Annotated in this window: 3 protein-coding genes; 2 read left to right on the forward strand and 1 reads right to left on the reverse strand. The window is 38.2% G+C overall.

Annotated features, from left to right (window positions below; translation table 11 throughout):
• Window positions 1-263 (forward strand): transposase (locus CBG25_RS08470; protein ID WP_290603799.1); only part of this gene is annotated, 263 nt, incomplete at its 5' end.
• A gap of 145 nt (window positions 264-408) precedes the next feature.
• A complete protein-coding gene (locus CBG25_RS08475; RefSeq protein WP_290606003.1) occupies window positions 409-642 on the forward strand; it encodes a YiiD C-terminal domain-containing protein in 234 nt (77 codons plus the stop codon).
• Between the two features lie 47 nt (window positions 643-689).
• On the opposite strand, the gene CBG25_RS08480 is transcribed toward CBG25_RS08475, so the two are convergent.
• A complete protein-coding gene (locus tag CBG25_RS08480; RefSeq protein WP_290606001.1) occupies window positions 690-2,438 on the reverse strand; it encodes a hypothetical protein in 1,749 nt (582 codons plus the stop codon).
• Between the last annotated feature and the right edge of the window lie 425 nt (window positions 2,439-2,863).

Here is a 2,863-nt window from a genome sequence, read left to right on the forward strand (position 1 = left end):
AGGCAAACGGCTATAGGAGCCAGATTCAGCGTAAAGGCCATCGAAACAAACCGTTGTCCAAGACTCAGCAAGGGCGAAACCACAGGATTGCAAAGACTAGGGCACGGGTTGAACATGCATTTGCGGCGATGGAACAAATGGGTAGAAAACTGATCCGCACCATTGGACAGGTGCGCGCTAATTTTGCCATGACGATGATGGCAGCATGTTACAACCTAAAGCGGTTGGCGTACTTCCAGAGCGCGTGCATCGTGGCTTTCTGACGCCCAGAATGGGTCAAATGGCCCTAGCCAGGGCAATGTGCGATAGAATCAGTAACGTGATAATCAAAAAAAATCTAATTATTTAGAATGAAAGCCAAGGGTTAATTGAAAATCTTGAGTTTTTCGAGGTGCCCAGGAAAGACACCTGGGTAGTGATATTATTTTGGTTGATGGTCATATTCGTTACCATAAACCGATTGTTGGTCGTCCAAATGCAGTCGCCGATCTTTGTAATATACGCGGTGCTTTAGATCGACTGGCTAGAGGATGTCAAGCTGTAATTGAGTTAGATGTCGATATTGGTAGTGATAAAAGCGCTCACGCCTCACTATTTACCGGCACTTACATGGTATTAGCTGATGGCAAAAAACAGAAATGATCTGACAGCCTGGCCATGATGCCAAAATTGGCAGCTAATCGATGCAACTAAGGTTTTTCGTCGTTAGCGGTAGTCAGTGGTATTTGACTATCATTTTGTGCCGTTATTTCGCCTTTGCTCATAGAGTAAGCCTTTTTTTCTCCGCTAAGCGTTTGATAGGATAGTTCTCCGGTCAATGTTTGCGCGATTGGATTGGCTAACAAGTTGCCTTTCAGAGTGAAATTGAAATCCGCTAATGTCTGTATGGGTAAATTTTTCCATCCCCATTGATTTAATATTGCTAAATCAACATTTATTCCATTGGCTGATAATGAAAAAGCATTATCATTGGCCTGCTGTTGAATATTAGTGGTGAATTTTACTAAGCCATTTTCGATATTGGTATTGAGATCGACCGCAAAAGAGTGATCGCTATGGGAAGAAATTTGTATATAGGGTTGTCGTAACATAACTTTATTTAAGGTACCACTGCTCGCTATAAAGGCGCCTTTTCCTTGCCATAATCCCCATTTTTTTTGTTTGATCAAATCCATATTGGTTAAGTAACCATTAACATTAGTCAATTCAAAGGGAAAATTGGCGTTGATATCCATCAGTAAGGAATTAGTTAATTTAAAATTAGTAATATGTAATGAATTCAGCCAATTGGCGACGGGTGTTTTAAAAAAATTAAACCAATCATCTGCTAACTGATAACGTATACCTGCTAATTGTGCATTAATAATATTGATAGATTGCTGTTTGGTATGCCAGTTTGCTTCAATGTTAAAAAGGCCTTTGTCATAATAACCAGCAAGACGGTTAAAATGCAAAATATCATTGGTAAATGTCATATCAGCCATTAATTGACTAATTTGTTGATTTTTATATACTAATTCATCAACATTTATACTCAGTTGACTGCTAGGACTGTTCCAATTGCCAGCGGAAAGGACTATATCAGTCACTTTACCTGATAAACCTGTAATCGCCCAATCTTTTCCTTGGAAGTGGGTATTAGTCAAATTCAGCTCTTTTATGGACAGTTTTTTAATATCTCGTAGCTTATTGATCAATTGGGAGAGTGATGAAGAAAATTGCCACCCGGTATTGGTTAACATCAGTTTTGCTAAAGTAATTGCTTGATCGGTGTATTGAACAGCTTTGGCATTAATAACCCCGTTATTGAGATAAGCGGTAAGCTTATCGATAAAAAGAGAATTGATTTTATAGCTTCCCTTTGCTAGCAGGGTTGTTAAATGAATATTATTAATCTCAAACTGTTCGGTAGTGAATTGAAAATTTCCCTCCCCAAATGGGTTATCAGCAGTTGGTTGCCAAGGGGTTATTCCACCCGTTATATTGCTTGCCAGCAAGCCAATATTACCGATTCGATAGTTAACATTCATGTTTTCAAGTTGCAATATTTTGCTGCTAAAAGGAAAAATCTGGCGGGAAGAGGGTAGCGTTAACTCACCTTCAGTAACAACCAACCGATGTAACCATGAGCCTGAAAATATTTTTTGCCACAGCAATTCAAAGGTAATTTGTTTGGTATTTAGCTTAAACCTATTTTGTTTATTATGGATAGCAACATCTTGCAATACAATTTCGCCTGGCGTAGTGAGATGGTGACTGATCACACCTATTTTCACATCATATTGGGTATATTTACTGAGTAAGTCACTTAACTGTTTTGCTCCCCACTGTGTTTGTATGATCAGATAAATAAATATAATCAGTATAAGGAGCGTAAGAATCAGGTTTTTTAGCCAGCGCACCCGGATGTCCTCTTTATCATAATTGTTTAGTAACAATTTTGCTTTATGCTGTAATGAATTATTTGGCTTAATATTAAAATAAATTATTTGGCTAATGAAATTTTTGATATCGTCAACAAAAAAGGATTTTGTTGCATTAACACCAGACAGTAAATCAGCAAAGGTAGAGTTGTTGGTGTTAATGCAACAGAACTCACAAGAGTGGTTACAGTACCATAATCTTTGTTATGATAATTAAGTAGAGTTGTTTATTTTTTAATACCAAAATAAAGTTACATTAGGGCACCTCGAAAAACCTAAGCCGAGTTTGATTTTGCTGATAAAGTTATCGGAGGCTGGTCTACTGAGCTAACCACCATGAAGAAACGCAGCGCCATTAAGAATGACCTCTTTGCAAACCAGTATCACCAACAGACGATCGACAAGTTGGGTGACCCGCTGGTCAAGATCGAAACCTGTAT

Source organism: Arsenophonus sp. ENCA, assembly GCF_002287155.1.
In the GTDB taxonomy this organism is placed as follows: Bacteria; Pseudomonadota; Gammaproteobacteria; order Enterobacterales; family Enterobacteriaceae; genus Arsenophonus; species Arsenophonus nilaparvatae.